This is a genomic window from Kitasatospora sp. NPDC127111, from assembly GCF_042677465.1.
Lineage (GTDB): Bacteria > Actinomycetota > Actinomycetes > Streptomycetales > Streptomycetaceae > Kitasatospora.
On record NZ_JBHXTG010000066.1, the window covers coordinates 1 to 26,442 of the forward strand.

Consider the following 26,442-nt stretch of genomic DNA (forward strand, 5'->3'; position numbering starts at 1 on the left):
GGCCGGCCGGCCCCCCCCCGGCACGGGGGGGGGGCCCCCCCGTCGTGTCGCGCTCGGACGGACACCGGGACCGGACCGCACGGGGGTCGGTCGCGGTCCGGTCCCGGCCTCCGGCGGTCAGGAGTCGCGTCGAACAGCCTCGAAGCGACGGCGCCGGAGCACCATGCCGGCCCAGCCGACGCCGATCGCGGCGGCGCCCGCCAGCAGCAGCGGGCCGGTGGCCGAGCCGCCGACGGCGGCATGGGCGGTCGGGACGACCGCGCCGGCCGGCTCGTTGGCGTCGCCGCCGTGCCCGTGGTGGGAAACGGTGGACTTGGACCGGCCCGCGGCGATCTGCTCCTCGCTCGGCGCGGCCGGCGCCGGCGCGGCGAGGGCCGGTACCGGCTGCCCGGCGGTGGCGGCCTTGCCGAAGTCGACGTCGGAGCAGCTGTAGAAGGCCTCGGGGCTGTCGGTGCGCTGCCAGATCATGTAGAGCAGCTGGCGGCCGGTGCGCTGCGGCAGCGTGCCGGTGTAGGTGTAGTAGCCGTCCGTCGCGGTCCGGCTGGTCGGCACCACGGCGACCGGGGTCGGGTCGAGGTCGGACCACTTCAGCGGCTGGGTCGGGTCCCAGCTCTGCTTGGTGATGTAGACGGTCTGGTTGCCCTGGTGCGGCGCGGTGACCCGGAACTTGACGTTGACGGTGCCCGCGCTGACCGGGGTGGCCGGCCAGTCGGTCCGCGGCAGGTCGAGCGCCTTGTACTTGTCCCGGTTGGCGGAGCAGAGCTTGCCGTCCGGGATCAGCGCCTGGTGGCGGCCGTCCGCGTTGGCGATGTTGACCTCGTTCCAGTCGTACAGCGGCTGGGTGCCGCTCATCGCCACGAGGTCCTTGCAGATCTGGGACTTGGGGTTCTCCGGGCCTTCGGCGTAGCAGGCGGCGACCCGGCTGACCGGGTTGGTGATGGTGCCGTGGGCGCCGGCGGTGCCGGTGGCGGCGGCCGACACGGCGATGACCGCGGCGCCGATCACGCCGACGGACAGGGCGGTTCGCTTCATGGACATGGGGTGGGGACTCCTTGACCGTGGTCCGGGTCGATCGTGTGGGGGAGGGACACGTCTGCCCGAGGGGCCGCCGACCCGGCGCGCGGACCCCCGGCCTGAGCGTATGATTGGACTAGACCAGCTGGCAATAGCCCTTTGTGGGCCACTTTTTGACGGACTGTAGCCTCCGGCGCAGCGCAAAGGCCCGACAGGAAGCCGGAGTTAGGCATCCCAGCGGGCCTTCTTAAGACGGCGGAAAGGTCGTCGGCCGCCGTGCTGTCAGAGGAAGGTCTTGGACTCGCCGCGGTAGGTCGGGACGGTCCGCACCACCTCGTCGCCCTCGATCAGGTGCAGTTCGGCGAAGCGCTCGCACAGCTCGCCCGCCTTGGCGTGCCGGAACCAGACCCGGTCACCGATCAGCAGGTCGTCGGCGGCGGAGCCGAGCAGCGGGGTCTGCACCTCGCCGGCGCCCTCCATCGGGTCGTAGCGCAGCCCCGGCGGCAGGTACGGCACGGGGGAGCGGTCCGGGCCGGCCGCCCCGGAGGCCGGGTAGCCGCCGCCGAGCACCGTCACCACGCCGACGCCGGGCCGGCGCACCACCGGCTGCCCGAACAGCGCGGCCGGCCGGCCCCGGAAGGCGCGGTAGTGGTCGAACAGCTGCGGCACGTACAGCCCGGAGCCGGCCGCCACCTCGGTGACCGCCCGCTCCGCGACCGTCGACTCGACGCTGCCGGTGCCGCCGCCGTTGACGAACTCCAGCTCGGCCACCCGGCGCAGCCGGCGGACCACGGCGGCCCGGCGCTCGGCCAGTTCGGTCCGCGCCGTGGCCTGCATGAGCCGGATCAGCCGGGAGCGCACCGGCCGCCCGGGCACGTCGTCCCCCACGCCGGCGATGTGCCCCTCGTACGCCATCAGTCCGACCACCCGGAACCCCCGGCGCCGCTGCACCAGTTCGGCGAAGGCGCCGAGGTCCTCGGGGGTGCGCAGCGGGGAGCGCCGGGCGCCGACCCGGACCCGCCCACCGAGCAGGTGCAGCGCGGTGTCCAGCTCCAGGCAGACCCGCACCTCGGCGGAGCCGGCCCGGGCCGCGTCGATGAGGTCCAGCTGGGCCGGGTCGTCCAGCAGCACGGTGATGGTGGCGGCCAGCTCGGGGTCGGCGGTCAGCTCGGCGAAGCCGGCCCGGTCGGCGGAGGGGTAGGCGAGCAGGATGTCGCGCATCCCGGTGCGGGCCAGCCAGAGCGACTCGGCGAGCGTGAAGCTCATCACCCCGGCGAAGCCGTCCGTCGCGAGCACCCGTTCCAGCAGGGCCCGGCACCGGACCGACTTGCTGGCCACCCGGACCGGCTTGCCGGCCGCCCGGCGCACCAGATCGGCGGCGTTGGCGTCGAACGCCGCCAGGTCGACGACGGCCACCGGCCCGTCCAGGTGGGCGGTGGCCCGGTCGTAGCGGGCGCGGTCGGCCGCGGGCGAGGGCGCGGCGGCGGTGCGGGCAGCAGCTTCGAGCGTGGCCATGCGCGCAGACTGCCACACCTCGCTACCGGTCGGTAGTGGAACGGACGGGGGACCTTCGGTCCGTGTGGTGACGGCCGGGTGGTGGCATAGGGTCGGCCGGGTGGACCGCAAGAACATCCCGAACCCAGGATTCGCCGCCGACGACGGCAGTGCCGACCCCGCGCTCGCCGAGGCGCTCGCGCGCTGGTCGCAGGACCGCGCCGCCGAGCCGGAGGTGCTCGCGGCGCTGACGCCGACCCGGTTGATGGTCCCGATCGTCGCCGTCCTCGGCGAGGTCGAGGTGGACGAGCACGGGCACAAGCACGAGAAGACCAGTGACATGGCCGTCCCGGTGGTCGAGGCCGCCGACGGCCGCCGCGCCCTGCCGGCCTTCACCTCGATGGACGCGATGACCCGCTGGCGGGCCGACGCCCGCCCGGCGCCGGTCGCCGCGCCGCAGGCCGCGATGGTCGCCTTCTCGGAGCGCGCCGACACCCTGCTGATCGACCCGGCCGGCCCGGTGGCCTTCCAGCTGTCCGGCGCCCGGCTGCGCGCGCTGGCGGAGAACCGGCCGTACCTGCCGCCGGTCGCCGACCCCGAGGTGCGGGAGGCGGTGCGGGCGCTGCTGGCGGCCGAGCCGCAGGTGGTGAGCGGTCTGCTGGCGCCCTACCAGGACGGCGACGGGCTGCTCGCGGTGGTGCTGGACCCGGCGCTGGACCAGCCGGGCGTGCAGGCCGCCGCGCAGCGGGTGGGGCAGGCGGTGGCGGCCGACCCGGTGCTGCGGGTGCGGCTCGACCGGGGCCTGAGCCTGGCGGTGCTCCCGGCCGACGCCCGGCTGCCGGGCGAGCCGCTCTACCGGCGCTAGGACGAGCTGCCGGCGCTGGACCGGTGCTGGGCCGACGCCCCCCGGCGCCGGGGAGCGGTGTCCGTTGAACGGCGGAGGGGGCCACCCGCTCACGTGAGCGGATGGCCCCCTCCGTCATCGGGTTCAGGCGTAGACCGGCCCGGTGAACTTCTCGCCCGGGCCCGCGCCCGGGGCGTCCGGGACGAGCGAGGCCTCGCGGAAGGCGAGCTGGAGCGACTTCAGGCCGTCCCGCAGCGGCGCCGCGTGGAAGTTGCTGATCTCGGGGGCGCCGGCGGTGACCAGCCCGGCCAGCGCGGTGATCAGCTTGCGGGCCTCGTCGAGGTCCTTGTCCGCCTCGCCGCCCTCGGCCAGGCCGCACTTCACGGCGGCGGCGCTCATCAGGTGCACCGCGACGGTGGTGATCACCTCGACGGCCGGGACCTCGGCGATGTCCCGGGTGAGGTCGTCGAAGCCGATCGTCTCGTCGTCCGCGGCGGGGTTCTGGGTGGGCTCGCTGCTCAAGGGGGGCTCGTTCCGTCGTGCCGGTGTCCGTACACAGGGAGCGTACAAGGGCGGCTCGGCGGGGGCGGAATAGCATTCGACCCCCCGGCGCTGTATGCTTCGAGACTGACCGGCCAGGTGCTCTCAAGGGCGCCCGGCCAGCAAGTGGAGGCTCCACCCAGGAGGCCCGAGAGGGCAACCGCGAAAGTCTCCCACCTGATCGGCCTCGCGGTCGACGGGTCCGGTCCGCGACGGGCACCACGGTGCCGAGTCGCCCGCAGCGCCCCCAAAACGGGCGCAGCCCCCGGTTGTGTGGAGCCCCGCTTGTACCGAGCGGGGCTTTTTTCGTGTCGCGGTGCGTGCAGTGCCTAGCAGCAAGTCAGGCAGCGCAGCACGAATGAAGCCCCGCCCAGTGGTCGAGTCCACTACGTGCGACCGCCGTCCGACGGCCGCATCGCAGAAGGTGCAACCGAGGAGGCCCCATCAGCACCGAGCCCCGCATCAACGACCGGATTCGCGTCCCCGAGGTGCGACTCGTCGGTCCCAGCGGCGAGCAGGTCGGCATCGTGCCGCTTGCCAAGGCGCTGGAGCTCGCGCAGGAGTACGACCTCGACCTGGTCGAGGTCGCGGCGACCGCCCGGCCGCCGGTGTGCAAGCTCATGGACTACGGCAAGTTCAAGTACGAGTCGGCCATGAAGGCCCGTGAGGCGCGCAAGAACCAGGCGCACACGGTCATCAAGGAGATGAAGCTCCGGCCGAAGATCGACCCGCACGACTACGACACCAAGAAGGGTCACGTCGTCCGGTTCCTCAAGCAGGGCGACAAGGTCAAGATCACGATCATGTTCCGCGGTCGTGAGCAGTCCCGCCCCGAGCTGGGCTTCCGACTGCTGCAGCGGCTGGCCAACGACGTCCAGGACCTGGGCTTCGTGGAGTCCTCGGCCAAGCAGGACGGCCGTAACATGATCATGGTTCTTGGCCCGCACAAGAAGAAGACCGAGGCGATGGCCGAGGCCCGCGCCCTCGCCGACGCCCGCAAGGCCGAGCGTCAGGGCCGGACCACCGGCCCCGACGCCGCCGCGGACGACGCGGACGCGGCCGTCGAGGCCCAGGACGCCACGGCCGAGGCGGAGGCCGTCGAGGACGCCGCCGAGGTCGAGCAGCCGGCCGAGGCCTCCCAGGACGCCTGAGCCTTCACGGCCAGGGCGGCCCGGGGGACCGGCCACCAAGGGTGACGGGGCGTCCCGCCCGGTCACCGCAGATCCATCCTTCACGCCCGCGCGGCAACCACCGCGCGGGCGTGGACGGACTGACGAGGAGATACGGCGAAATGCCGAAGCAGAAGACGCACAGTGGCGCCAGCAAGCGCTTCAAGATCAGTGGCTCTGGCAAGGTGCTGCGCGAGCGCGCCGGCCGTCGCCACCTCCTGGAGCACAAGCCCTCGACGCTGACCCGCAAGCTGGCCGGGACCGTCGAGATGGCCCCCGCTGACGCCAAGAAGATCAAGAAGCTTCTCGGCAAGTGATCGCCCTCCCGCCCGGCGCGAGCCGTGAGCGGGGCAGCTGATCCTTCCCGACCCATTCGAATGACGGACCGCGTGAAGTAGTCCGTGGTCCTACCCAAGGAGTAATCAAGTGGCACGCGTCAAGCGGGCAGTCAACGCCCACAAGAAGCGCCGGGTCATCCTGGAGCGCGCCAGCGGCTACCGTGGCCAGCGTTCGCGCCTGTACCGCAAGGCCAAGGAGCAGGTCACCCACTCGCTGGTCTACAACTTCAACGACCGCAAGAAGCGCAAGGGCGACTTCCGTCAGCTGTGGATCCAGCGCATCAACGCTGCGGCCCGTGCCAACGGCATCACCTACAACCGCTTCGTGCAGGGCCTGAAGGCCGCCAGCGTCGAGATCGACCGCAAGATGCTGGCCGACCTCGCGGTGAACGACCCGGGCGCCTTCGCGTCGCTGGTCGAGGTCGCGCAGAAGGCGCTGCCGGCCGACGTGAACGCCCCGAAGGCCGCCGCCGACGCCGCCTGATCCTTCTTGGATCGGTAGTCGTGACTTGACCGGACCCGCAGGCACCCCCTGCGGGTCCGGTTTTGCGTTCCCCCCAGCGCCCCACGCCGGCGCCCCACGTCAGCGGCACCACACCAGCGCCCCACGTCAGCGCCCCACGCACTCCCAGCGCCACAGAGACGAGACCATGCCGAGCACCGACACCCCCCTGCTCACCTCCCTGCGCTCGCCGCGCGTCGTCGCCGCCCGCCGGCTCGCCAAGCGGAACCAGCGCACGAAGGAGCGCCGCTTCCTCGCCGAGGGCCCGCAGGCGGTCCGCGAGGCCGTCGCGTTCGGGAAGCTGCCGGGCTCGGCCGAGCACGCCGTGGTCGAGGTGTACGTGACCCCGGAGGCCGCCGAGCGGCACGCCGCCATCGTCGGGGCCGCGCTCGCGGAGGGGCTGCCGGTGCTCACCGCGACCGACGAGGTGATCGCGGACATCTGCGACACCGTGACCCCGCAGGGCATCGTGGCGCTCTGCCGGTTCATCGACACCCCGTTCGCCGAGGTGCTCAAGGCCCGGCCGAAGCTGGTCGCGGTGCTCGCCCACGTGCGCGACCCCGGCAACGCCGGCACCGTGCTGCGCACCGCCGACGCGGCCGGCGCGGACGCCGTCGTGCTCACCGACGCCTCGGTGGACCTCTACAACCCGAAGGCCGTCCGGGCCTCCGTCGGCAGCCTGTTCCACCTCCCGGTCGCCGTCGGCGTACCGGTCGAGGAGGTGGTCGGCCGGCTGCGCGAGGCCGGTGTGCGGGTGCTCGCCGCCGACGGCGCGGGGGAGCGCGACCTCGACCAGGAGCTGGACGAGGGCACCCTGGGCGCGCCCGGCGCCTGGGTGTTCGGCAACGAGGCGTGGGGGCTCCCGGAGGAGACCCGCGCACTCACCGACGAGGTGGTGCGCGTGCCGATCCACGGGCACGCCGAGAGCCTGAACCTGGCCACGGCCGCCGCCGTCTGCCTCTACGCCTCCGCGCGGGCCCAGCGCTCGCCGGGCGGATGCCGGGCCAAGGAGTAGCCGCCCTGCGGAAGCCGTCGCGGCCGGGGGCGCGCCCGACGTTTCCCGCCGGGCGCACATTGTCGGTCACGCCCTATTACCAGGGGCTGCGAGACGCTAGGGTCTGCCTCGGTGGGGGGAAAGACACGGTGGGTAATCGGGGAGGACACCCATGGTCGGCAGCGGGCCAGAGCTCGATCCGGACGACCTGCCGGACGGCCTGGTGGTCGCCGATGCGCTGGGCCGGGTGGTCTGCTTCAACCGGGCCGCCGCCCGGCTGACCGGCATCCGCCCGGAGGCCGTGCTGGGCAGTCCGCTGGAGGACGCCCTCCCGCTGGAGGACCTGGACGGCCGCCGCTGGTGGCAGCTGACCGACCCGTACGGCGGGCTGGCGATCCGGACCAGCCAGCCGGAGCGCAACCTGCTGCTGCCCGGCGGGCGTGAGGTGCTGGTCTCCGCCCGGTACGTGCGGGCCCGCCCGCAGGGGCGGCTGGAGCGCCTGGTGATCGCGCTGCGCGGCACCGAGGCCCGCCGGCGGACCGAGCGCAGCCACGCCGAGCTGATCGCCACGGTGGCGCACGAGCTGCGGTCGCCGCTCACTAGCGTCAAGGGGTTCACCGCGACGCTGCTGGCCAAGTGGGAGCGGTTCACCGACGGCCAGAAGCGGCTGATGCTGGAGACCGTCGACGCCGACGCCGACCGGGTCACCCGGCTGATCGCCGAGCTGCTGGACATCTCCCGGATCGACGCCGGCCGGCTGGAGCTGCGCAAGCAGGTGGTGGACCTGGCCGCGGCGGTCCACCGGCACGTGGCGCGCAAGGTCGCCACCGGCATCCCCGAGGACCGCTTCGACATCCGGGTCAGCGAGCCGCTCACCGTGCTCTGGGCCGACCCGGACAAGGTCGACCAGGTGCTGGCCAACCTGCTCGAAAATGCGGTGCGGCACGGTGAGGGAACTGTCACCATCGAGGTGGCACCGGCCAAGGAGGTCGTCGAGGCGCCCGTCTGGGAGCGCTCCGGCACCCCGCCCCGCACCGTGGAAGGCACCGCAGTCACCGTGAGCGACGAAGGAACGGGCATCCCCGAGGATTCGATGCCGCGCGTCTTCACCCGCTTCTGGCGCGGCTCCAAGCGCGGCGGCACCGGCCTGGGCCTCTACATCGTCAAGGGCATCGTGGAGGCCCACGGCGGCTCGATCCGCGTCGACCGCGCGCCCGGCGGCGGCGCCCGGTTCCGATTTATCCTGCCCGCCGGCGTGCCCGACTTCATGCTCTGAGCAGTTCCCGAAGTCGCCGCCGGGCGGGCATCACGACGGTCGCGCTACGCGCTGCGACTACACTCGACCTTTGGCGTTGCGCAACGCCCTGCGCGGCTGTGCCGCGGACACCCTCCCCGAGTACCGAGGCGGGGGCTGCCCGTGCCCCGGCCCCGCCGGGCGTGACGCGAAGGGCCCCTCCTGCCCGTTGGCGGGCGAGGAGGGCGCACGAGCCCCCTTTACCTGAGCACGGACGAGCAGGAGCACGGGAAAGATAGAGATGTCGGCACCCAACAAGTCGTACGACCCGGTCGAGGTCGAGGCCCTCAAGCCCGAGGTGGTGGAGCAGGCCCGGGACGAGGCCGTCAAGGCCTTCGCCGCCGCCACCTCCCTCGACGAGCTGAAGCAGGCCAAGGTCGCCCACACCGGCGACCGCTCCGCGCTCTCCCTCGCCAACCGCGAGATCGGCGCCCTGCCCCCGCACGCCAAGGCCGCCGCCGGCAAGCTGATCGGCCAGGCCCGCGGCGCCGTCAACCAGGCCCTCGCCAAGCGCCAGGCCGAGCTGGAGGCGGAGCGCGACGCCCGTGTGCTGGTCGAGGAGGCGGTGGACGTCACCCTGCCGTACGACCGCACCCCGCGCGGCGCCCGGCACCCGCTGACCACGCTGGCCGAGCGCATCGAGGACACCTTCGTCGCGATGGGCTACGAGGTCGCCGAGGGCCCCGAGGTCGAGGCCGAGTGGCTGAACTTCGACGCGCTCAACCTGGGCCCGGACCACCCGGCCCGCTCGATGCAGGACACCTTCTTCGTCCAGGCCCCGGACGGCTCCGCCGACTCGGGCGTGGTGCTGCGCACCCAGACCTCCCCGGTCCAGGCCCGCACCATGCTCGACCGCGAGCCCCCCATCTACGTCGTCTGCCCCGGCCGGGTCTACCGGACCGACGAGCTGGACGCCACCCACACCCCGGTCTTCCGGCAGGTCGAGGGCCTGGCCGTGGACGAGGGCATCACCTTCGCCGACCTCAAGGGCACCATCGAGCAGCTGGTCTCCAAGCTGATCGGCGACGGCCTGGAGCTGCGCTGGCGCCCCTCGTACTTCCCGTTCACCGAGCCGAGCGCCGAGATCGACCTGCAGTGCTTCGTCTGCCGCGGCGAGTCCGTCGGCAACCCGGACAAGCCCTGCCGGACCTGCTCCTCGGAGGGCTGGATCGAGCTCGGCGGCTGCGGCGTGGTCAACCCGCGGGTGCTCGTCGCCTGCGGCGTCGACCCGAGCCGCTACAGCGGGTTCGCCTTCGGCCTGGGCCTGGAGCGGATCCTGATGAACCGTCACAACGTCGCCGACATGCGCGACATGGTCGAGGGTGACGTGCGTTTCACCCTCCCGTTCGGGATGGAGATCTGATGCGCGTCCCGCTTTCCTGGCTGCGCGAGTACGTCGACCTGCCGGCCGGCGAGACCGGCCGTGACGTCGCGGAGCGGCTGGTCCGGGCCGGCCTGGAGGTCGAGACCGTCGAGCAGCTCGGCGGCGACCTCAAGGGCCCGCTGGTGGTCGGCGAGGTGCTCTCCATCGAGGAGCTGTCCGGCTTCAAGAAGCCGATCCGGCACTGCTTCGTCAACGTCGGCGACGCCAACGGCACCGGCGAGCCGCAGGAGATCGTCTGCGGCGCGACCAACTTCGCCGTCGGCGACAAGGTCGTGGTCGTGCTCCCGGGCGCCGTGCTGCCCGGCCCGTTCCCGATCTCCGCCCGGCAGACCTACGGCCACACCTCGGCCGGCATGATCTGCTCCGCCCGCGAGCTGGGCATGGGCGACGACCACAACGGCATCATCGTGCTCCCGCCCGAGTACGAGCCCGGCACCGACGCGATCGAGCTGCTCCAGCTGGTCGACGAGGTGCTGGACATCGCCGTCACCCCGGACCGCGGCTACTGCCTCTCGATGCGCGGTGTCGCCCGCGAGGCCGCCGCCGCGTACGGGCTGCCGCTGGCCGACCCCGCGCTGCTCGACGTGCCCCCGGCCAACTCCTACGGCTACCTGGTCAAGGTCGCCGACCCGGCCGGCTGCGACCGCTTCGTGGCCCGCACGGTGGTCGGCCTCGACCCGGCCGCCAAGTCGCCGATCTGGCTGCAGCGCCGCCTGCAGAAGTCCGGCATCCGGCCGATCTCGCTGGCCGTCGACATCACCAACTACGTGATGCTCGAGGTCGGCCAGCCGCTGCACGCCTACGACAAGCAGCGGGTCGACGGGCCGATCCTGGTCCGCCGGGCCGAGGCGGGCGAGACCCTCACCACCCTCGACGGGGTCAAGCGCAAGCTGTCCCCCGAGGACCTGCTGATCTGCGACAACAGCGGCCCGATCGGCCTGGCCGGCGTGATGGGCGGCGCCTCCACCGAGATCCTCGACCCGGCCGCCGGCCCGGGCACCACCGAGGTGATCATCGAGGCGGCGCACTTCGACCCGGTCGCCATCGCCCGCGGCGCCAAGCGGCACAAGCTGCCCTCCGAGGCGTCCAAGCGCTTCGAGCGCGGCGTCGACCCGGAGGCCGCCCGCGCCGCCGCGCAGCGCGCCGTCGACCTGCTGGTGCTGATCGCCGGCGGCACCGCCGAGGCCGGTGTCACCGACATCGCCGCGCCGCACCCGGTGCGCACCATCACCATCGCCGCCGACCTGCCCGACCGGGTCGCCGGCACCGAGTACGGCCGCGAGACCGTCACCCGGCGCCTGCAGGAGATCGGCTGCTCCGTCGCGGGCGCCGACGTCCTGGAGGTCACCCCGCCGACCTGGCGCCCCGACCTCACCGACCCGTACGACCTCGCGGAGGAGGTCATCCGCCTGGAGGGCTACGACAACGTGCCCGCCCGGATGCCCACCGTGCCGCCGGGCAAGGGCCTGACCGAGGCCCAGCGGATGCACCGCCGGGTCGGCGTGGCGCTGGCCGCGGCCGGCTACGTCGAGGTCAACAACTACCCGTTCGTCGGGGACGCCGCCTTCGACGCGCTCGGCCTGGAGAAGGACGACCGGCGCCGCCGCACGGTGAAGCTGGTCAACCCGCTCAACGACGAGGAGCCGGCGCTGCGCACCACGCTGCTGCCGGGCCTGCTCGGGGCGCTGCGCCGCAACGTCGGCCGCGGCAACACCGACCTGGCGATCTTCGAGATGGGCACGGTCTTCCTGCCGAAGGACGAGCTGTCCGTGGCGCCGCGCCCGGCCGTCGACCGCCGGCCGACCGACGAGGAGCTGGCCGCGCTGGACGCGGCGCTGCCGCACCAGCCGCGCCGGGTCGCCGTCGCGCTGGCCGGCGAGCGGCTGCCGTCCGGCTGGTGGGGCAAGGGCTCCCAGGCGAGCTGGGCCGACGCGATCGAGGCCGGCCGCACGGTGGCCCGCGCCGCCGGCGTCGAGCTGACCGTCCGCCAGGGCCAGCTGATGCCGTGGCACCCGGGCCGCTGCGCCGAGCTGGTGGTGGCCGGCACCGACCGCGTGGTCGGCCACGCCGGTGAGCTGCACCCGCGCGTCGTCAAGGCCATGGGCCTGCCGGAGCGCACCAGCGCGATGCAGCTCGACCTGGACCTGCTGACCGAGGACGGCGCCGAGCGGGTCTCCGGCCCGGCGGTCTCCGGCTTCCCGGTCGCCACCCAGGACGTGGCGCTGATCGTGGACACCGCCGTCCCGGCCGCCGAGGTCGAGGCCGCGCTGCGGGCCGGCGCCGGCGAGCTGCTGGAGGCGATCCGGCTGTTCGACGTGTTCACCGGCGAGCAGGTCGGCGAGGGCAAGAAGTCGCTGGCGTACGCGCTGCGCTTCCGCGCCGCCGACCGCACGCTGACCGCCGACGAGGCGACCGCCGCCCGCGAGGCGGCCGTCGCCGAGGCCGTGGCCCGGACGGGCGCGGTGCTGCGCGGCGCCTGACGCCCCGTCCGCCGAAGGGCCCCCGGAGACCGACCGGTCTCCGGGGGCCCTTTGCCGTTCCTTGGTTGACGTCCCGTCACTTCTCCACTTCACTCATTAACTATGCAAGTAGATAAAACAGGGGAGGAGCAGCCCCCGCCGATCGAGTTCCGCCTGGACCCGGCCTCCGGCGTCCCGACCTACCTGCAACTGGTGCAGCAGGTCGAACAGGCGCTGCGGATGGGCTGGTTGCGGGAGGGCGACCGACTGCCGCGGGTGCGCGAAGTGGTGGCGGGGCTGGCGATCAACCCCAACACCGTGCTCAAGGCGTACCGGGAGCTGGAGCACCGGGGGCTCGCGACCGGGCGGCGCGGCCAGGGCACCTTCGTCCGCGGGCTGCCCGCCGGCGTCGTGCCGCTGCGCGAACGGGCCGCGCTGCGGAGGGGGTTGCTCGACTGGCTGCGCACCGCGCGGGCCGCCGGGCTGGACGAGGAGGGGATGGCCGCGGTGTTCGAGGACGCGCTGCGCGATCTGCGGAACGGTTCGGACGGGGTGGTGGCGTGAGGGCGCCGGACACGGTGATCGACTGCGGCGGACTGGGCAAGCGCTACCGCCGCTCCTGGGCGCTGCGGGACTGCCACCTCGCGATCCCGGCCGGGTACGTGGTGGCGCTGGTCGGCCCGAACGGCGCCGGCAAGTCCACCCTGCTGAACCTGGCCGCCGGGCTGACCGCCCCGACCGAGGGTGCCCTGAGCGTTCTCGGCGGCGAACTTCCCGGCTCCCCGGGTGCGTTGGACCGGATCGGCTTCGTCGCCCAGAACGCCGCGCTCTACCCGGGGCTCGCCGTCCGCGACCTGCTGCGGATGGGCCGCGGCCTCAACCGGCGCTGGGACGACACCCGGGCCCGCGCCCATCTGGACGGTCTGGGTATTCCGCTCGACCGCAGGTACGGTCGGCTCTCCGGCGGCCAGCAGGCCCAGGTCTCGCTCGCCCTCGCACTCGCCAAACGGCCCGAACTGCTGTTGCTGGACGAGCCGTTGGCCGCCCTCGACCCGCTGGCCCGGCACGACTTCATGGCCCTGCTGCTGACCGCCGTCGCCGAGGACGGCCTCTCGGTGCTGTTCTCCTCGCACGCCGTCGCCGAGCTGGAGCAGACCTGCGACTACCTGGTGGTGCTGGCCGGCGGACGGGTCCAGGTCGGCGGCGAGGTGGACGACCTGCTCGGCGCCCACCGGATGCTCACCGGCCCGACCGCCGAGGCCGATGCGGTCGCGGCCCGGCTCCCGGTGGTCCGGGACCGGCGGGCCGGCGCCCAGTCCCACCTGCTGGTGCGCACCGGCGGCGTGGACGCCCCGGTCGGCCGCGACTGGCGCCAGCAACGCGTCGGACTGGAGGAGCTGGTCCTCGCCTACCTGCGCGAACCGGCCGCCTCCGCGCTTCCCGGCCCGAGCGGGGCCGTCCGTCGAGACGAGAGGGTGCTGCAGTCGTGAGCACGATCACCGCCGGCCTGCCCCTGGGCGGCGTCCTCGGGGCGGTCTGGCTCCGCCACCGCACCGCCCTGCTGACGGGACTCGCCGTCCTGGCCGGCGTCTGTGCCGTGCTGCTGGCCAGCGGCCTGTACGTGCGCGCCGGCTACCGGAGCTCGGGGGCGGAGGCGTGCGATCCGGCGCTGCTGGAGTGCAACCGGGTCTGGAAGGACTTCATCCACGGCTGGGGTGCCCCGCTGATGGTGGGCAACACGGTGCTCTACCTGTTCGGCGGCGCGGTCGGCGCGTTCGTCGGCGGGCCGCTGGTCGCGCGGGAGTTCGAGCACGGCACGTTCCGCTTCGCCTGGACCCAGGGTGCGGGCCGGGGGCGCTTCACGGTGGGCGGGCTGGCCCTGGCCGGGGTGGCGCTGACCGGCGCGACGGCGCTGGTCGGGGTGGAGCTCGCCTGGTGGAACGAACCGCTGGCCCGTCAGGGCGGGCGGTTCAGCCCGGCCCTGTTCGTCGAGGGCGCCCCGGCGCTGGCCGGCCGGGCACTGCTGGCCTTCGGATGCGCGGTGCTGGCGGGTGCGGTGCTGCGCCGGACGGTGGTGGCGGTGGGGGCCGGTCTCGTGGCCTCGGTCGCGGTCACCTTCGTGGCCGAGGGCCTGCGGTTCCACTACCGGACGCCGCTGGAGGACACCGTCCACACCCTGGTGCAGACCTCGGTGGACCAGCGCTGGACGGGGAGCACCTGGTACTCCGATCCGGCGGGGAACCGGATCGGCAGCAGTGAGCTGTTCGACCTCGGGAAGGGCTTCGCCGACGCGGAGAAGCTGGTCCGGGACGGCGGCTACGCGGTGCACGAGGTCTACCAGCCGGCCGACCGCTACTGGTCCTTCCAGTTCGTCGAGTTCGGCTGGATGGCGGTGCTGGGAGTGGCCGCCTGTGCCGTCGCGGTCTGGTGGCTGCGCCGCCGCGCGGTGTGAACGCGGGGCAGGGCCGGGGTGCCCGAGGGGGCAGTGGTTGAGGTGATTCCGTCAAAACCCTTGCGGGGCACGGGGCGTGGCCGCTATCAAGTAGTTAGGAAAGTTTCCTAACTCCACGCGGCGGGTGCCCGCACACCCGCCCCCACGGATACGGAGCCCAGATGCACCGTCAGCAGCACCGCACCGTACGCATGGCCCTCGCCGCCCTGCTGGTGGCCGCGCCCGCCACGGTCGCGGCCACCGGCGCAGCCCACGCGGCGGCCCCGGTCGCCGCGGCCGCCGTCCAGGTCAAGGGCGTCGGCCTGGACGACCCGCACAAGAAGGACATCGCGATGCAGCTGGTGTCCAGCGCCGAGAACTCCTCGCTGGACTGGAAGGCCCAGTACAAGTACATCGAGGACATCAAGGACGGCCGCGGCTACACCGCGGGCATCATCGGCTTCTGTTCCGGCACCGGCGACATGCTCGACCTGGTCGAGCACTACACCGACCTCAAGCCCGGCAACGTCCTCGCCAAGTACCTCCCGGCGCTGCGCAAGGTCAACGGCAGCGACTCGCACGCCGGCCTCGGCTCCGCCTTCGAGCGCGACTGGGCCACCGCCGCCAAGGACGCCGTCTTCCAGCGGGCCCAGGACGACGAGCGCGACCGGGTCTACTTCAACCCCGCCGTCAACCAGGCCAAGGCCGACGGCCTGCGCGCGCTCGGCCAGTTCATCTACTACGACGCCATCGTGATGCACGGCCCCGGCACCGACTCGACCAGCTTCGGCGGCATCCGCAGGACCGCGATGAAGAAGGCGAAGACCCCGGCCCAGGGCGGCGACGAGGCCACCTACCTCAAGGCCTTCCTGGACGCCCGCCGCGCCGCGATGAAGACCGAGGAGGCGCACTCCGACACCAGCCGGGTCGACACCGAGCAGCTGGTCTTCCTCAACGCGAGGAACTTCGACCTCAACCCGCCGCTCAAGTGGAAGGTCTACGGCGACAGCTACAGCATCAACAGCTGACCCGGATCCCGTGGAACGGCCCGGCCCGGACGGTGACGTCCGGGCCGGGCCGAGGTCTTTGCGGCCCCGGGCGTGCCGCCCTGGATTCACGACTTGACGCCTGCGGCCGATCGGATTCTACTGGCCTGCGGCGATGCGGAGACCGCCTTCACTTCCCATTCACTCGATAACGAATTGGTCCGAAGAGGCCCCGGAACCTCCTTCACTTCTTGACGTAATCGCTGTTCTGGCGCTTGACTCCGTCCTCTGCCGCGACGCTGCGGCGCAGTCAGGAGGACCACCCGCCATGAACAGACCCATGCGTCGCGCGGCCACGGGCACGGCCGCGCTGTCGCTGGCGCTCGCCCTCGCGGCCTGCGGCCAGACCGACGGGACGCAGACCCCTGCGGCCGACGGGGCAGCCAAGACCATCGGCCTGCTGCTGCCGGAGAACGCCTCCTCCACCCGCTACGAGGCCTTCGACAAGCCGCTCATCGAATCGACCGTGACCGGGCTCTGCCCGAAGTGCGTGATCGACTACGCCAACGCCGACGGCAACGAGGCCACCCAGAAGCGCCAGTTCGACGACCTGCTGGCGAAGGGCGTGAAGGTCATCCTGCTCGACCCGGTCAACGCGAAGAGCACCGCGCCGTGGGTCGAGGCCGCCGCCGCCAAGGGCGCGAAGGTCGTCGCCTACGACCGGCTGGCCGAGGGGAAGGTCGCCGCGTACGTCTCGTTCGACAACGGCCGCACGGGCGAACTCCAGGGCCAGGCGCTGCTGGACGCGCTCGGCCCGAAGGCCGCCGCCGCCAACGTGGTGATGATCAACGGCGCCGAGTCCGACCCCAACGCGGGCATGTTCAAGGCGGGCGCGCACCGGGCCCTGGACGGCAAGGTCAAGAAGATCGCCTACGAGCAGTCCGGCGAGTGGAAGCCGGAGGTGGCCACCGCGAAGATGAACGAGGCGATCAAGTCGCTCGGCAAGGACGGCATCCAGGCCGTGTACGCCGCCAACGACGGCATGGCCGCCTCCGTCATCGAGGCGCTGAAGGCGGCCGGGATCAAGAACGTGCCGGTGGGCGGCCAGGACGCGTCCATCGACGCGGTGCGCCGGGTGCTGACCGGCGAGCAGACCTACACCATCTACAAGCCGTACAAGCCCGAGGCGGAGGCGGCGGGCACCATCGCCGTCCAGCTGGTCGAGGGCATGGACATCAGCTCGGTGGCGAGCGCGATCACCGAGAGCGGCGGGGTGCGGATCCCCTCGCTGCTGCTCACGCCGATCGTGGTGACCAAGGCGAAGGTGCAGGTCACGGTCGTCGGCGGCGGCCTCTACAAGGCGGCCGACCTCTGCACCCCGCAGGTCGCTGACGCCTGCGCCGCGGCCGGCGTCAAGTAGCGCCCGGACACCGGGGCCGTTCGCGCGGGCCGCCCGGTTCCGCCCGCCGAGGGGGCGGACGGAACCGGGCGGCCCGCCGGGTGTCAGGCGCTCGCGGTGTAGTCGTAGAAGCCGCGGCCGGACTTGCGGCCCAGCAGGCCCGCGTCGACCATCCGGGAGAGCAGCGGGGGAGCGGCGTACAGCGGCTCCTTGTACTCGTCGTACATCGACTCGGCGATCGAGACGATGGTGTCCAGGCCGATCAGGTCGCACAGCCGCAGCGGACCCATCGGGTGGGCGCAGCCGGCCTCCATGCCCTTGTCGATGTCGGACGCGGTCGCCACGCCCGACTCGAACATCCGCACCGCGGACAGCAGGTACGGCACCAGCAGCGCGTTCACCACGAAGCCGGCCCGGTCCCGGGCGCGGATCGGCTCCTTGCCGAGCACCTCGGTGGCGAAGGCCTCGACCCGCTCGGTGGTCGTGGCCGAGGTGGTCAGGGTCGGGATCACCTCCACCAGCTTCTGCACCGGCGCCGGGTTGAAGAAGTGCAGGCCGATCACCTGCTCCGGGCGCGTGGTGGCGGCGGCCAGCTTCACGATCGGGATCGACGAGGTGTTGGAGGCGAGGATCGCGTCCCGGCGCTCGATCACCTGGTCCAGCGTCTGGAAGATCTGGACCTTGATGTCCTCGCGCTCGGCGACCGCCTCGACCACCAGGTCGCGGTCCGCGAAGTCGGCGAGGTCGGTGGTGAAGGTCAGCCGGGCCAGCGCCTCGTCGCGCTGCTCGACGGTCAGCTTGCCCCGCTTGACGGCCGTCTCCAGGGAGTTGGTCAGCCGGGTGCGGCCGAACTCCAGGGCTTCCCCGTTGGCCTCCGACACCAGGACGTCCAGCCCGGCCCGGGCGAACACCTCCGCGATGCCCGACCCCATCAGACCGCAGCCGATCACTCCGACGCGCGCGATGTCACTCACTCAGTTGCCCTTCGGTGGTGCTGGGGGTGCGGCCCCAGCGACAGGTGTCCAGCAAGCCGCTGTTCGGCGGGCGGTGTACCGGTATGTGGGCACCGGTGCACCGCTCCGACGACGTTACTACTCCGTACCGGCGAGTAGGTCATCCCCTCCCCGGGCCGACCGGCCGGCCGGAGGCTGCGCCGAACGGGTGTCCCCGTCGTCCGCGGCCGTGCGCCCGCCGGGCCGGCGCGCCCGCGGCCGGACAGAATGCGGGACGGCCGCGGATCCACGAGCCGGGCCCCCGGGCCGGGACGGGCGGGCCGGGGGGAGGGGCGGGGCACGGTGGCAGGCGAAGGGAGCACGGGGATGGCAACGGGATCGCTCACAGGACAGGTCGCCCTGGTCACCGGAGCCGGCCGGGGCATCGGTCGGGAGATCGCCATCGGCCTCGCCGCCGAGGGCATGGCCGTCGGCCTGGTCGGCCGCACCCACGAGACCATCACCGAAACGCTCAAGGAGTGCGCCCGGCACGGCGCCCGCGGTGTCGCCGTCGCCGCGGACGTCACCCGGCCCGCCTCGGTCCGCGAGGCGGTCCGCGTCGTCGAGCACGACCTCGGGCCGGTCGACCTGCTGGTCAACAACGCCGGCCAGGTCGACCGCGCCGAGGTACCGCTGTGGGAGACCGACGCCAACCAGTGGTGGCAGGTGGTCGAGACCAACCTGCGCGGCCCCTACAACCTGCTGCGCTGCGTCCTGCCCGGCATGGTCGAACGCCGCCGCGGCCGGGTCGTCAACCTCAACTCCGGCTTCGCGCTGCGCCCGGACGGCCACTACACCGCGTACGCCACCTCCAAGGGGGCGCTGCTCCAACTCTCCGACAACATGGCCGACTCGCTCGCCGAGCACCACGTGGTCGTGCTCGACATCAGCCCGGGCGCGGTCGCCACCGACATGACGGCGGGCATGCCGATGTTCCGGGACATGAAGACCTGGGGCTCCATCCCGTACATGGTCGCGGTCACCGTGGACGCCGCCCGCGGCCGCTTCGACGCACTGCACGGCCGGTTCATCCACGCCGGGCGGGACAACCTGGAGGAGCTGGTCAGCCGCGCCGAGGAGATCCGCGAGGCCGACGCGCGGACGCTGCGGCTGCGCCCGTACGGTCCCGAGGACCCGCTGGGCTAGGGCGCCCTGAGGATGCCCTGGGGGCCGGCGCCGACACCAGGGAGCGGGGCGGGTCCGGGCGCCGGGCGGGTCACGCGGGGGCGAAGAGGGCGCTGGCCGTCACCGGCTTGAGCCCGGACTTCGCCAGCCCGTCCAGGATCCCGGGCAGCGCGTCCACCGTGCACTGGTGGCCCATGTGCAGCGCCACCACCGAGCCGCCCTTGACCGAGCCGAGCACCCGGCGCTGCAGCTCCGCCGCGCTCGGGTCGCTGTAGTCGCGCGGGTCGACGTCGAACGCGAGCACGTGCTCGTAACCGACCGCCCTGGCCTGCTCGCGCACCATCGGAGTGGCGTACTGGGCGGCGGACGGCCGGAACCAGCGGCCGATCGAGCCGGTGAGCCGCTGCAACCGCTCCGCGCACTGGGCGATCTCGGCGCGCGCCTGGTCGGGGGTCATCGCGGAGATGTTCAGGTGGTTCTGGGTGTGGTTGCCCAGCTCGTGGCCGCCGTCCAGGACGCGCCGGGCCATCTGCGGCTGCTGGTCCAGCCAGCTGCCGACGGCCATCACGGTCAGCCCGGCGCCGCGCTGCTCGGCGATCTCCAGCAGGGTGGTGGCCAGCTTCGGGTCGCCGCTGCCGTGGAAGGTCAGCGCGACGTTCTTGCCGGTGCGCGGCCCGTACGCGACCTCGACCGGCGTGCCGGGGGCGAGCGGCGCCAGCACCGGCGGGGCCGGCGGCGCGGTGGCGGCGGCCGGGTCGGGGGAGGGGGTGGCGGTCGCCGGTGACGCCGGGGCGGGCGAGGCCGGACCCTCGCCGCCGCCCCAGGCCGGGTCCACCGCGGCCGGGTCGCCGCCGCCCGGGTGGACGGTGCCGGGGTGCACCGCGAGCGCGCCCGGGTCGGCCCGGCGCTGGCCGCCGTCGGCGCAGGCGGTGAGCAGCCCGCCGGTGGCGGTGAGGGCGGCCATTCCGGCGGAGGCGCGCAGGACGGAGCGGCGGGAGACGGTCATCCGGTCGGCAGTCATCGGCAGCCAGCATAGAGACGGCGACACGCAGGGGCGATTCGAGGGGCGGGCCCCGCGGCGCGTGGTTGACGTGCACACATTCCATCCGTGGAGGGCCGGGGAAACCCGAACTCTCGCTGTTTCCACGGCATGTCGTCGGATACGATCACGGCGCACCGCGTGGTGGGGCACGCGCCGCGACGGGGCAGGCATTCCGGCAGTGAGGCATAGGGGGCGGAAGCAGGATGCACGAGGACACCACGGCGACGACCGGCATACCCGCCGGCGCTGACGACGGCACCGAGAACGGCGTGAAGAACGGCGTGGAGAACGGCTCCGGGACCGACACGGACTGGGACTGGGCCCGGGCCGAGGACTGGCAGCCGCCGACCGAACTGGACACCGGTGTCCCGCACACCGCCCGGATGTACGACTACTACCTCGGCGGCAAGGACAACTTCGAGGTCGACCGCAAGGCCGCCGAGGCCGCCATCGCCGCCTACCCGGCGCTGCCCCTGCTCGCCCGCACCAACCGCGAATTCCTGGGCCGCGCCGTCGAGTTCGTCGCCGGCCGGGGCATCCGCCAGTTCATCGACATCGGTACCGGCATCCCCGCCGTCGGCTCCACCAGCGAGGTCGCCCGGCGGGTCGCCCCGGACGCCCGCGTGGTGTACGTCGACAACGACCCGATCGTGGCCACCCACGCCCGCGCCCTGCTGGCGGGTCAGCCGGTCGGCCACACCTCGGTGATCGAGGCGGACCTGCGCGAACCCGCGGCGATCCTCGAACACCCCGCCCTGCGCTCCGCCGTCGACCTCGGCGAGCCGGTCGCCCTGATGCTCGTCGCCGTCCTGCACTTCATCCGGGACGAGGACGGCGCCGAGGCGATCGTCCGCACGCTGCGCGACGCGCTCGCCCCCGGCAGCGCGCTGATCCTCTCGCACGGCAGCCCCGACTTCGCCTCCCGGGAGAGCGCCGCCGAGGGCGCCCGGATCTACCGGAGCGCCAGCGCCCCGCTCGTCCTGCGCCCGCGCGCCGGCGTCGAGCCGTTCTTCGGCGACTTCGAGTTCACCGGGCCCGGCCTGGTCCAACTCCCGCTCTGGCGCCCCGAGGCCGGGCACGTCCCCACCGGCGAACTCCCCGAGGGCTGGCAGGAGGTCTCGGCCTACGCGGGTGTCGCGTTCAAGCGCTGACGGCTCCGCGCACCGGCCCCGGCGCCTCCCCTCCAGAGCGCCGGGGCCGCCCCGCGCCCCCGTCCACCCGACGCTAACCCCCACCACTGACAACCCGTCACCCGAAAGGGCTACCCCCACACCCGTGCCCGGTCTCCCGCCGCTGCCCGACGCCGCCGGCCGGTTGCTGGCATCGGTCGACGCCCCACCCCGGCTGGTCGCCCACCTGAGCCTGGTGCACGAGGTCGCGCGGACGATCGCCGACTGGTGTGCCGCGGCCTGCCCGGGCCTCGCGCTGGACCGCGAGGCGGTGCTGTTCGGGGCCGCCACCCACGACATCGGCAAGACCGTCCACCCGGAGGAACTCTCCGCGCCCGGCTCCGCCCACGAGCCCGCCGGGTACGAGCTGCTGCGCGCCCACGGCGTCCCCGAGCGGCTCGCCCGGTTCGCCCGCACGCACGCGAGCTGGGGCGAGCCGGGCACCAGCACCGAGGAACTGCTGGTGAGCCTGGCCGACAAGGCGTGGAAGAACAGCCGGATCCGCGACCTGGAGGACCTCGTGGTCGACCGGCTCGCCGCTGCCGCCCGGCGCGAGCGGTGGGAGGTCTTCGTGGAACTCGACGACCTGCTCACCCGGATCGGCGACGACGCCCCGCGCCGGCTCGCCGTTCAGGCCGAGCACCCCGTTCGGCGCGGGTAGCGGGGTGCTCGGTGGGCGGCTACCGCCGTCGTAGCTGGTCCAGTTCGCGCCGGTCGCGCTTGGTGGGCCGGCCGGCGCCCCGGTCCCGTTCGCCGGCGGAGGCGACCAGCTCGCGCGGCGGGCGCGGCGGGCTGTTGTCCACCAGGCACTCGGCCGCGACCGCGGCGCCGACCCGCTTGCGGATCAGCCGCTTCACCACCACGACGCGCTCGTAGCCCTCCAGGCGCACCCGCACCTCGTCCCCCGGCTTGAGCGACTGCGCGGGCTTGGCCCGCTCCCCGTTCACCTGGACGTGCCCGGCCCGGCACGCGGCGGCCGCCAGCGCGCGCGTCTTGGCGAGCCGCACCGACCAGATCCAGCTGTCCACCCGGACGCTTCCCTCGTCTTCGACCATCCTCCGAGCCTACCCAGCCGTCCGGCGCGCTCAGGCCTGCGGCGACTCCTGGACGGCCCAGCCGTTGCCGTCCGGGTCGGAGAAGAACACGAAGGAGTTCCAGGCCCCGCCACGCCCGTCCACCCGGGCGCCGGCCTCGAAGTGCTGCACCGGACTCACCTCCACCCCGCGCGCGACCAGTTCGCCGTGCGCCTTGTCGATGTCCGGCACCACCAGCTGGAGTCCCTTCAGCGAGCCCGGCGGCGCGTCCGTGACCCCGGTGCCCACCACGATCGAGCACCCCGAGCCCGGGGGCGTCAGCTGGACCACCCGGACGCCGTCGCGGATCCGGGTGTCGTGGTCCACCGTGAAGCCGGCCTGTTCCTCGTAGAAGACCTTGGCCCGGTCCACGTCGGACACCGGAACCACCACCACTTCGAGCTTCCAGTCCATTTCCCGAGCCCCTTCCGGTCGGGTCCCTCCGGTCTGGCCCCTCCAGTATCGGCCGCCCGGACGGCCCCCGCCCGGCGGTCGGCTAGCCTGAGACCACGATGAACCGCCTCAGCACGCCCGCCGCCGCGACCCCCTTCGTCACCCCGTGGGGCACCTTCGACCTCACCCGCTACCCGGAGGACCCGCGCGAGCGGCTGCGCGCCTGGGACGCCGCCGACGAGTACCTGCTGCGCCACCTGGCCGGCGAGGCCGACAGCGCCCAGGGCGCGCCCACCGGGCTCACCGGCCGTACGGTGGTCGTCCTCGGCGACCGCTGGGGCGCCCTGACCACGGCCCTGGCCGCGGCGCTCGCCGCCGACGCCCCGGCCGGTCCGGTCCAGGTCTCCGACTCCCACCTCGGCCGGCGGGCCACCCTGGCCAACCTGGCCCGGGCCGGCGCCGCCCCCGACGCCGCCCGGCTGCTCACCACCCAGGACGCGCCGCCGGAGCGGATCGACGTCCTGCTGGTACGGGTCCCGAAGAGCCTCGCGCTGCTGGAGGACCAGCTGCACCGGCTGGCCCCGGCCGTGCACGCCGGCACGGTGGTCGTCGGCACCGGCATGGTGACCGAGATCCACACCTCCACGCTCCAGCTCTTCGAGCGCGTCCTCGGCCCGACCCGCACCTCGCTCGCGGTCCGCAAGGCCCGGCTGATCTTCTGCACCCCCGACCCGGCGCTGGAGCCCGGCCCCAGCCCCTGGCCGCACACCTATGCGCTGCCCGGCGACATCGGCCCGGCCGCCGGCCGTACCGTGGTCAACCACGCCGGCACCTTCTGCGCCGAGCGCCTGGACATCGGCACCCGCTTCTTCCTCGGCCACCTGCCGACCGCCGCCCCCGGTGCCCGCGTGGTCGACCTCGGCTGCGGCAACGGCGTGGTCGGCACCGCGGCGGCGCTGGCGAGCCCCGGGGCCGAGCTGGTCTTCGTGGACGAGTCCCACCAGGCCGTGGCCTCCGCCGAGGCGACCTTCCGCGCCAACCTCGGCCCGGACGCGTCCGCCGAGTTCCTCACCGCCGACGCCCTCGACACCGAGGCCGTCCCGCCCGGCTCGGTGGACCTCGTCCTCAACAACCCGCCGTTCCACTCCCACCAGGCGACCACCGACGCCACCGCCTGGCGGATGTTCACCGGCGCCCGCCGCGCCTTGCGGCCCGGCGGCGAACTCTGGGTGGTCGGCAACCGCCACCTCGGCTACCACGTCAAGCTGCGCCGCCTCTTCGGCAACTGCCAACTCGTCGCCGGCAACCCCAAGTTCGTGGTCCTGCGCGCCGTGAAGCGCTGACCCGCGCCCGGCCCGAGCCCGGCCCGCCGCCGGCCCGCGTCCGGGCCGTCCCCGGTTCCTCCCCCGGTTCCTCCGCGGTTTCGCGCCCGGCCCGGCGGCCGGGCGCTTCCCCGCACACTCCTTGCATGAATGTTCCGTACTGCGTATATTCATGCCACGACTAAGGAGGGAACGCCATGGCATTGCGAGTCGCCGTCGCCGGCGCGAGCGGATACGCGGGCGGTGAGGTGCTGCGCCTGCTGCTCGGCCACCCGGAGGTGGAGATCGGGGCGCTGACGGGCGGCTCCAACGCGGGCACCAGGCTCGGCGCACTGCAGCCGCACCTGCTCCCGCTCGCCGACCGGATCCTGGAGCCCACCACCCCCGAGGTGCTGGCCGACCACGACGTGGTGTTCCTGGCGCTGCCGCACGGCCAGTCCGCCGCCGTCGCCGAGGCGCTCGGCGGGAACGTGCTGGTCGTGGACTGCGGCGCCGACTTCCGGCTCAGGGCGGCCGCCGACTGGGAGCAGTTCTACGGCTCCGCGCACGCCGGCACCTGGCCGTACGGCCTGCCCGAGCTGCCCGGCCACCGGGCCGCGCTCAAGGGCGTCAACCGGATCGCCGTGCCCGGCTGCTACCCGACCGCCGCCTCGCTCGCGCTGTTCCCGGCCTACGCGGCGGGGCTCGCCGAGCCCGAGGCCGTGATCGTCGCCGCGTCCGGCACCTCGGGCGCCGGCAAGGCCGCCAAGACCCACCTGCTCGGCAGCGAGGTCATGGGCAGCGTCAGCGCCTACGGCGTCGGTGGCGTCCACCGGCACACCCCGGAGATGTCGCAGAACCTCACCCCGCTCGCGGGCGAGCCGGTCACCGTCTCCTTCACCCCCACCCTGGTGCCGATGCCGCGCGGCATCCTCGCCACCTGCTCCGCCAAGGCCAGGCCCGGCGTGACGAGCGAGGGCCTGCGCGCCGCCTACGCCGAGGCGTTCGCCGGCGAGCCCTTCGTCCACCTGCTGCCCGAGGGGCAGTGGCCGCAGACCAGCAGCGTCTACGGCTCGAACGCCGCGCTCGTCCAGGTCGCCCTCGACGAGGCCGCCGGGCGGATCATCGCGATCAGCGCGATCGACAACCTGGTCAAGGGCACCGCCGGCGGCGCGGTGCAGAGCATGAACATCGCCCTCGGGCTCCCCGAGGAGCTGGGCCTTCCCGTGAACGGAGTCGCACCGTGACCGACCACCAGAACCTCGGAGTGACGGCCGCCAAGGGTTTCCGAGCCGCCGGAGTCACCGCCGGCATCAAGGCGTCCGGCACCCCGGACCTCGCCCTGGTCGTCAACGACGGCCCCTCGCTCGCCGCCGCCGGCGTCTTCACCGCCAACCGGGTCAAGGCCGCGCCCGTGCTCTGGTCCGAGCAGGTCCTCAAGGGCGGCCTGGTCTCCGCCGTCGTCCTCAACTCCGGTGGCGCCAACGCCTGTACCGGCCCGCTCGGCTTCCAGGACACCCACGCCACCGCCGAGAAGGTCGCCGAGGAGCTGAAGCTCAACGCCGGCGAGGTCGCCGTCGCCTCCACCGGCCTGATCGGCGTCCGCCTGCCGATGGACCTCCTGCTGCCCGGCGTCGCCACCGCCGCCGCGGAGCTGAGCGCGACCGGCGGCGAGGCCGCCGCGATCGCCATCAAGACCACCGACACCGTCCACAAGACCGCCCAGGTCACCAGCCCGGCCGGCTGGACCGTCGGCGGCATGGCCAAGGGCGCCGGCATGCTCGCCCCGAGCCTGGCCACCATGCTGGTCGTCCTCACCACCGACGCCGACCTGGACGCCGCGGCCCTGGACGCCTCGCTGCGCGGCGCCACCCGCACCACCTTCGACCGGATCGACTCCGACGGCTGCATGTCGACCAACGACACCGTCCTGCTGCTCGCCTCGGGCGCCTCCGGCACCACCCCGGACCGGGCCGAGTTCGACGAGGCCGTCCGCACCGTCTGCGCCGACCTCGCCCGCCAGCTGATCGGCGACGCCGAGGGCGCGAGCAAGGACATCCGGATCGAGGTCACCGCCGCCGCCACCGAGGACGAGGCCGTCGACGTCGCCCGCGTCATCGGCCGCAACAACCTGCTGAAGTGCGCCATCCACGGCGAGGACCCGAACTGGGGCCGGGTGCTGGCCGCCATCGGCACCACCACCGCCGCCTTCGACCCGAACCGCCTCGACGTCGCCATCAACGGCGTCTGGGTCTGCCGGGACGGCAGCGTGGGCGAGGACCGCGACCTGGTCGACATGACCGGCCGCGAGGTCGTCATCACCGCCCGCCTCAACGCGGGCGAGGCCGCGGCCACCCTGTGGACCAACGACCTCACCGCCGACTACGTGCACGAGAACAGCGCCTACTCCACCTGAGACACCGAGCCCCCGAGGGACACGGAAAAGTGCAGATCGCACCCAAGGGCGAACAGGCCCGCAACAACACCGCGTTGCCCAAG

General features: G+C 73.6%; 26 protein-coding genes. 19 read left to right on the forward strand and 7 right to left on the reverse strand.

Translation table 11 applies throughout. From position 1 onward, the window contains the following. Positions 1–117 precede the first annotated feature (117 nt). Positions 118–1,038 carry a lytic polysaccharide monooxygenase gene (locus ACFVHB_RS30845; protein ID WP_380328787.1) on the reverse strand — a complete coding sequence of 307 codons (921 nt, stop codon included), beginning with the start codon at positions 1,036–1,038 and terminating at the stop codon, positions 118–120. Between the two features lie 258 nt (positions 1,039–1,296). Beyond that, positions 1,297–2,529 (reverse strand): alanine racemase, encoded by a 1,233-nt coding sequence (locus ACFVHB_RS30850; RefSeq protein WP_380328789.1) that lies wholly within the window; start codon positions 2,527–2,529, stop codon positions 1,297–1,299. A 100-nt stretch (positions 2,530–2,629) separates the two neighbouring features. Here ACFVHB_RS30850 and ACFVHB_RS30855 point away from each other — a divergent pair, with 100 nt between their 5' ends. Further along, on the forward strand, positions 2,630–3,373 hold the full coding sequence (locus ACFVHB_RS30855; RefSeq protein ID WP_380328791.1) for an SseB family protein: 744 nt from the start codon (positions 2,630–2,632) through the stop codon (positions 3,371–3,373). Between the two features lie 123 nt (positions 3,374–3,496). Here the strand turns inward: ACFVHB_RS30855 and ACFVHB_RS30860 are convergent, their stop codons facing one another. Continuing rightward, positions 3,497–3,874 carry a DUF1844 domain-containing protein gene (locus tag ACFVHB_RS30860; protein ID WP_360191440.1) on the reverse strand — a complete coding sequence of 126 codons (378 nt, stop codon included), beginning with the start codon at positions 3,872–3,874 and terminating at the stop codon, positions 3,497–3,499. Positions 3,875–4,335: 461 nt separating this feature from the next. Between ACFVHB_RS30860 and infC the strand changes: the two genes are divergently transcribed. From infC to ACFVHB_RS30920, 12 genes are all read left to right on the forward strand, one after another. After that, positions 4,336–5,043 carry a translation initiation factor IF-3 gene (gene infC, locus ACFVHB_RS30865; RefSeq protein ID WP_380328862.1) on the forward strand — a complete coding sequence of 236 codons (708 nt, stop codon included), beginning with the start codon at positions 4,336–4,338 and terminating at the stop codon, positions 5,041–5,043. A gap of 140 nt (positions 5,044–5,183) precedes the next feature. Beyond that, positions 5,184–5,378 (forward strand): 50S ribosomal protein L35, encoded by a 195-nt coding sequence (gene rpmI, locus ACFVHB_RS30870; protein WP_030286227.1) that lies wholly within the window; start codon positions 5,184–5,186, stop codon positions 5,376–5,378. A 109-nt stretch (positions 5,379–5,487) separates the two neighbouring features. Beyond that, positions 5,488–5,883: a 50S ribosomal protein L20 gene (gene rplT, locus ACFVHB_RS30875; RefSeq protein WP_030055649.1), complete on the forward strand. Its 396-nt coding sequence runs from the start codon at positions 5,488–5,490 to the stop codon at positions 5,881–5,883. Positions 5,884–6,049: 166 nt separating this feature from the next. Continuing rightward, positions 6,050–6,916: a TrmH family RNA methyltransferase gene (locus ACFVHB_RS30880; protein WP_380328794.1), complete on the forward strand. Its 867-nt coding sequence runs from the start codon at positions 6,050–6,052 to the stop codon at positions 6,914–6,916. A 151-nt stretch (positions 6,917–7,067) separates the two neighbouring features. Beyond that, positions 7,068–8,171, forward strand: a complete 1,104-nt coding sequence (locus ACFVHB_RS30885; RefSeq protein WP_380328796.1) for an ATP-binding protein — start codon at positions 7,068–7,070, stop codon at positions 8,169–8,171. A 259-nt stretch (positions 8,172–8,430) separates the two neighbouring features. Next, entirely contained in the window at positions 8,431–9,552 is a 1,122-nt protein-coding gene (gene pheS, locus ACFVHB_RS30890) for a phenylalanine--tRNA ligase subunit alpha (protein WP_380328798.1), read from the forward strand. Next, the gene (gene pheT, locus ACFVHB_RS30895; protein WP_380328800.1) at positions 9,552–12,053 is read left to right on the forward strand and encodes a phenylalanine--tRNA ligase subunit beta; all 2,502 of its coding nucleotides are present in this window, start codon (positions 9,552–9,554) and stop codon (positions 12,051–12,053) included. The genes pheS and pheT overlap by 1 nt, the downstream gene beginning before the upstream one ends. A 102-nt stretch (positions 12,054–12,155) precedes the next feature. Continuing rightward, entirely contained in the window at positions 12,156–12,596 is a 441-nt protein-coding gene (locus tag ACFVHB_RS30900) for a GntR family transcriptional regulator (RefSeq protein WP_380328802.1), read from the forward strand. After that, positions 12,593–13,522 carry an ATP-binding cassette domain-containing protein gene (locus ACFVHB_RS30905; RefSeq protein ID WP_380328804.1) on the forward strand — a complete coding sequence of 310 codons (930 nt, stop codon included), beginning with the start codon at positions 12,593–12,595 and terminating at the stop codon, positions 13,520–13,522. Before ACFVHB_RS30900 ends, ACFVHB_RS30905 begins: the two co-directional genes overlap by 4 nt. After that, the gene (locus ACFVHB_RS30910) at positions 13,519–14,484 is read left to right on the forward strand and encodes a hypothetical protein (protein ID WP_380328806.1); all 966 of its coding nucleotides are present in this window, start codon (positions 13,519–13,521) and stop codon (positions 14,482–14,484) included. The genes ACFVHB_RS30905 and ACFVHB_RS30910 overlap by 4 nt, the downstream gene beginning before the upstream one ends. A 161-nt stretch (positions 14,485–14,645) precedes the next feature. After that, entirely contained in the window at positions 14,646–15,491 is an 846-nt protein-coding gene (locus ACFVHB_RS30915) for a chitosanase (RefSeq protein WP_380328808.1), read from the forward strand. A 286-nt stretch (positions 15,492–15,777) separates the two neighbouring features. After that, positions 15,778–16,869, forward strand: a complete 1,092-nt coding sequence (locus tag ACFVHB_RS30920) for a sugar ABC transporter substrate-binding protein (RefSeq protein ID WP_380328810.1) — start codon at positions 15,778–15,780, stop codon at positions 16,867–16,869. Between the two features lie 83 nt (positions 16,870–16,952). On the opposite strand, the gene ACFVHB_RS30925 is transcribed toward ACFVHB_RS30920, so the two are convergent. Then, positions 16,953–17,822 (reverse strand): 3-hydroxybutyryl-CoA dehydrogenase, encoded by an 870-nt coding sequence (locus ACFVHB_RS30925; protein WP_380328811.1) that lies wholly within the window; start codon positions 17,820–17,822, stop codon positions 16,953–16,955. Positions 17,823–18,167: 345 nt separating this feature from the next. On the opposite strand from ACFVHB_RS30925, the gene ACFVHB_RS30930 reads away from it, so the two are divergent. Further along, positions 18,168–18,986: an SDR family NAD(P)-dependent oxidoreductase gene (locus tag ACFVHB_RS30930; protein ID WP_380328813.1), complete on the forward strand. Its 819-nt coding sequence runs from the start codon at positions 18,168–18,170 to the stop codon at positions 18,984–18,986. Between the two features lie 70 nt (positions 18,987–19,056). On the opposite strand, the gene ACFVHB_RS30935 is transcribed toward ACFVHB_RS30930, so the two are convergent. Next, entirely contained in the window at positions 19,057–19,986 is a 930-nt protein-coding gene (locus tag ACFVHB_RS30935) for a polysaccharide deacetylase family protein (RefSeq protein ID WP_380328815.1), read from the reverse strand. Between the two features lie 224 nt (positions 19,987–20,210). On the opposite strand from ACFVHB_RS30935, the gene ACFVHB_RS30940 reads away from it, so the two are divergent. Continuing rightward, positions 20,211–21,158: an SAM-dependent methyltransferase gene (locus ACFVHB_RS30940; protein ID WP_380328816.1), complete on the forward strand. Its 948-nt coding sequence runs from the start codon at positions 20,211–20,213 to the stop codon at positions 21,156–21,158. A gap of 124 nt (positions 21,159–21,282) precedes the next feature. Beyond that, positions 21,283–21,837: an HD domain-containing protein gene (locus ACFVHB_RS30945; RefSeq protein ID WP_380328818.1), complete on the forward strand. Its 555-nt coding sequence runs from the start codon at positions 21,283–21,285 to the stop codon at positions 21,835–21,837. A 19-nt stretch (positions 21,838–21,856) separates the two neighbouring features. Here ACFVHB_RS30945 and ACFVHB_RS30950 read toward each other — a convergent pair whose 3' ends face one another. Continuing rightward, a complete protein-coding gene (locus ACFVHB_RS30950) occupies positions 21,857–22,231 on the reverse strand; it encodes an RNA-binding S4 domain-containing protein (protein WP_380328820.1) in 375 nt (124 codons plus the stop codon). 30 nt (positions 22,232–22,261) lie between these two features. Next, a complete protein-coding gene (locus ACFVHB_RS30955; RefSeq protein ID WP_380328822.1) occupies positions 22,262–22,663 on the reverse strand; it encodes a VOC family protein in 402 nt (133 codons plus the stop codon). A 98-nt stretch (positions 22,664–22,761) separates the two neighbouring features. Here ACFVHB_RS30955 and ACFVHB_RS30960 point away from each other — a divergent pair, with 98 nt between their 5' ends. The 3 genes from ACFVHB_RS30960 (at position 22,762) to argJ (ending at position 26,359) form a co-directional block, all read left to right on the forward strand. Continuing rightward, positions 22,762–23,985: a methyltransferase gene (locus tag ACFVHB_RS30960; protein WP_380328824.1), complete on the forward strand. Its 1,224-nt coding sequence runs from the start codon at positions 22,762–22,764 to the stop codon at positions 23,983–23,985. Between the two features lie 176 nt (positions 23,986–24,161). Next, positions 24,162–25,190: an N-acetyl-gamma-glutamyl-phosphate reductase gene (argC, locus tag ACFVHB_RS30965; RefSeq protein ID WP_380328826.1), complete on the forward strand. Its 1,029-nt coding sequence runs from the start codon at positions 24,162–24,164 to the stop codon at positions 25,188–25,190. Continuing rightward, entirely contained in the window at positions 25,187–26,359 is a 1,173-nt protein-coding gene (gene argJ / locus ACFVHB_RS30970; protein WP_380328828.1) for a bifunctional glutamate N-acetyltransferase/amino-acid acetyltransferase ArgJ, read from the forward strand. Before argC ends, argJ begins: the two co-directional genes overlap by 4 nt. The last annotated feature ends 83 nt before the right edge of the window (positions 26,360–26,442 follow it).

Excerpts from the sequence above, each read along its gene's own strand:
- ACFVHB_RS30845 (WP_380328787.1), bottom strand. The coding sequence starts at position 1,038 with ATGTCCATGAAGCGAACCGCCCTGTCCGTCGGCGTGATCGGCGCCGCG.
- ACFVHB_RS30850 (WP_380328789.1), bottom strand. The coding sequence starts at position 2,529 with ATGGCCACGCTCGAAGCTGCTGCCCGCACCGCCGCCGCGCCCTCGCCC.
- rpmI (WP_030286227.1), top strand. The coding sequence starts at position 5,184 with ATGCCGAAGCAGAAGACGCACAGTGGCGCCAGCAAGCGCTTCAAGATC.
- ACFVHB_RS30880 (WP_380328794.1), top strand. The coding sequence starts at position 6,050 with ATGCCGAGCACCGACACCCCCCTGCTCACCTCCCTGCGCTCGCCGCGC.
- ACFVHB_RS30885 (WP_380328796.1), top strand. The coding sequence starts at position 7,068 with ATGGTCGGCAGCGGGCCAGAGCTCGATCCGGACGACCTGCCGGACGGC.
- pheS (WP_380328798.1), top strand. The coding sequence starts at position 8,431 with ATGTCGGCACCCAACAAGTCGTACGACCCGGTCGAGGTCGAGGCCCTC.
- pheT (WP_380328800.1), top strand. The coding sequence starts at position 9,552 with ATGCGCGTCCCGCTTTCCTGGCTGCGCGAGTACGTCGACCTGCCGGCC.
- ACFVHB_RS30900 (WP_380328802.1), top strand. The coding sequence starts at position 12,156 with ATGCAAGTAGATAAAACAGGGGAGGAGCAGCCCCCGCCGATCGAGTTC.
- ACFVHB_RS30915 (WP_380328808.1), top strand. The coding sequence starts at position 14,646 with ATGCACCGTCAGCAGCACCGCACCGTACGCATGGCCCTCGCCGCCCTG.
- ACFVHB_RS30920 (WP_380328810.1), top strand. The coding sequence starts at position 15,778 with ATGAACAGACCCATGCGTCGCGCGGCCACGGGCACGGCCGCGCTGTCG.
- ACFVHB_RS30930 (WP_380328813.1), top strand. The coding sequence starts at position 18,168 with ATGGCAACGGGATCGCTCACAGGACAGGTCGCCCTGGTCACCGGAGCC.
- ACFVHB_RS30935 (WP_380328815.1), bottom strand. The coding sequence starts at position 19,986 with ATGACTGCCGACCGGATGACCGTCTCCCGCCGCTCCGTCCTGCGCGCC.
- ACFVHB_RS30940 (WP_380328816.1), top strand. The coding sequence starts at position 20,211 with ATGCACGAGGACACCACGGCGACGACCGGCATACCCGCCGGCGCTGAC.
- ACFVHB_RS30950 (WP_380328820.1), bottom strand. The coding sequence starts at position 22,231 with ATGGTCGAAGACGAGGGAAGCGTCCGGGTGGACAGCTGGATCTGGTCG.
- ACFVHB_RS30955 (WP_380328822.1), bottom strand. The coding sequence starts at position 22,663 with ATGGACTGGAAGCTCGAAGTGGTGGTGGTTCCGGTGTCCGACGTGGAC.
- ACFVHB_RS30960 (WP_380328824.1), top strand. The coding sequence starts at position 22,762 with ATGAACCGCCTCAGCACGCCCGCCGCCGCGACCCCCTTCGTCACCCCG.
- argC (WP_380328826.1), top strand. The coding sequence starts at position 24,162 with ATGGCATTGCGAGTCGCCGTCGCCGGCGCGAGCGGATACGCGGGCGGT.